The organism is Rhodococcus sp. 05-2254-6 (assembly GCF_002258565.1).
Lineage (GTDB): Bacteria > Actinomycetota > Actinomycetes > Mycobacteriales > Mycobacteriaceae > Rhodococcoides.
Window position 1 is genome coordinate 1 of sequence record NZ_NOZF01000030.1, and the last position, 2,330, is coordinate 2,330.

The 2,330-nt window shown below is 67.6% G+C and carries 2 protein-coding genes and 1 pseudogene; all 3 read left to right on the forward strand.

Annotated elements, in window-relative coordinates:
* Positions 1-1,407 (forward strand): anthranilate synthase component I (locus CH256_RS03455; RefSeq protein ID WP_143536509.1); only part of this gene is annotated, 1,407 nt, incomplete at its 5' end.
* The gene (locus CH256_RS03460) at positions 1,404-2,069 is read left to right on the forward strand and encodes a TIGR02234 family membrane protein (protein ID WP_094640090.1); all 666 of its coding nucleotides are present in this window, start codon (positions 1,404-1,406) and stop codon (positions 2,067-2,069) included. The genes CH256_RS03455 and CH256_RS03460, both read left to right, overlap by 4 nt.
* A 79-nt stretch (positions 2,070-2,148) precedes the next feature.
* Positions 2,149-2,330, forward strand: a pseudogene (locus tag CH256_RS03465) (indole-3-glycerol-phosphate synthase TrpC); the annotation flags it as partial.

Genomic DNA, 2,330 nt, shown 5'->3' on the forward strand with positions numbered 1-2,330 from the left:
CGCAAGCTCGGTGCCGACCGACCCGGAACCTTCCTGCTCGAGTCCGCACAGAACGGCAGTTCGTGGTCCAGGTGGTCGTTCATCGGGGCAGGCGCTCCGGCGTCGCTCACGGTCATCGACGGTGAGGCCGCGTGGCGCGGCAACGTCCCCGCGGGCGTGCCGAGCGGCGGCGATCCTCTCGAGGTGCTGGCGCGGACATTGGAGCTGCTGCACTCGGAGCGGCTGCCCGGTCTACCCCCGTTGACCGGAGGCATGGTGGGTTATCTCGGATACGACTCGGTGCGGCGCATAGAGAAACTGCCCGAGCACGCGCAGGACGACCTCGGTGTCCCGGAAATGGTCATGCTGCTCGCCACCGATCTCGCGGCCGTCGACCATCACGAAGGCGCGATCACCCTGATCGCGAACGCCGTGAACTGGAACGGCACCGACGATCACGTCGACGAGGCGTACGACGACGCCGTGCGTCGTCTCGATCGCATGTGTGCGGACCTGTCGAAGCCCGCTGCCTCCACCGTCTCCACCGTGTCCAGGCCTGCGCCGCAGTTCCGCCGGCAGCGCACGTCCGAGGGCTTCGGAGCCGATGTCGCTCGCCTGGTCGAGGAGATCGAAGCAGGGGAGGCGTTCCAGGTGGTGCTCTCCCAGCGTTTCGAGATGGACACCGAGGCGTCACCCCTCGACGTCTACCGAATGCTGCGAGCCTCCAATCCCAGCCCGTACATGTATCTGATGCACGTACCGGGCGAGAACGACGAGACGGCCTTCTCCATCGTCGGATCGAGCCCCGAGGCATTGGTGACGGTGGTCGACGGTCTGGCCACCACGCATCCGATCGCGGGTACACGGTGGCGCGGAACCTCTGAGGAAGAGGACGTGCTGCTCGAGAAGGACCTGCTCGCCGACGAGAAGGAGAACGCCGAACACCTGATGCTCGTCGATCTGGGCCGCAACGATCTCGGACGCGTCTGCGCTCCCGGCACCGTTCGCGTGAGCGACTACCGCCACATCGAGCGATACAGCCACGTCATGCATCTGGTGTCGACGGTCACCGGACGGTTGTCCGAGGGCAAGCGCGCCCTCGACGCGGTCAAGGCCTGCTTCCCGGCAGGCACCCTCTCCGGGGCCCCGAAAGTGCGCGCGATGGAACTGATCGACGAGCTGGAACCGACGCGACGCGGTATCTACGGCGGCATCGTGGGTTACCTCGATTTCGCGGGGGACGCCGACACGGCCATTTCGATTCGGACCGCTCTGATCAAGGACGGCACCGCCTACGTTCAGGCCGGGGCAGGCGTCGTGGCCGACTCGGTTGCGGAGTACGAGGACGACGAGGCACGGAACAAGGCGATGGCGGTGCTGGGAGCCGTCGCGGCAGCGGAATCGCTCCGTGAGGTCGGCGGCCGATGACCGAGCGATCCGGTCGCCGCGGGTCGGCCGCTCTTCCCGTCGCGCTTCTGGTCGTTGCAGCGGCGTGCCTGTGGGGCGCGTCGAGAATGACCTGGGTTCGGGTGACGTCGTTCGACGGCCTCGGTGAGAGCCGGACCGACGAGCTGCTCGGCAGCACCTGGGCTGCTGCCACGACGCCGCTCGCGCTGGTGCTGGTGGCAGCGATCGCCGCGTCGTTCGCCGTGCGAGGGTGGGCCTCTCGGGTGCTGGCCCTGTTGATCGCCGTCGTAGCCGTGGCGGCCGCGATTCCGGCAGTTCGACTGCTCACTGCCGGGGCTTCGGATTCCGAATCCGCGGCGCTGGCTGAGCTTCCTGCACGCGCCCAGGTCTCGATGACGGACGTCTCGATTCTGCCGGCGATCGTCACCCTCGTCGGTGCCGTCTGCGCCTTCGCTGCTGCTGTGGTGTCGATTCGGAAAACGTTTGCCCCGCAGGTACTCTCGTCCAAGTACGACGCCCCGGCGGTGCGTCGCGACGAGGTCGCTCGGCGCGCGCGCACCACGGCATCCGGTGCCGGCGCGGCGGACGAGGGAGAGGACCTCACCGAACGCATGATGTGGGACGCGCTCGACGCAGGCGAAGACCCTACCGACGAGTCCGGTACCCGGCGTTCGTCGGATTGAAACGGACCTCTACGCTAGGTCCGACCCCGATGAGATTCCTCACATCGGACGTCGACGCTCAGAAAGGACTGGGGGCACCATGACTGTTCTCGACTCGATTCTCGACGGTGTGCGAGCCGACGTGGCCGCGCGTGAATCGGTGGTCGATTTCGCCGCCGTGAAAGCAGCAGCGAAAGCAGCCCCGGCCCCCCTCGACGCGGCAGCTGCCCTCCGTGAGGACGGCATCGGCGTCATCGCCGAAGTGAAGCGGGCGAGCCCGTC

What these genes read in the sequence shown, in the direction of transcription:
- CH256_RS03460 (WP_094640090.1), top strand. Translation starts at nt 1,404, where the DNA reads ATGACCGAGCGATCCGGTCGCCGCGGGTCGGCCGCTCTTCCCGTCGCG.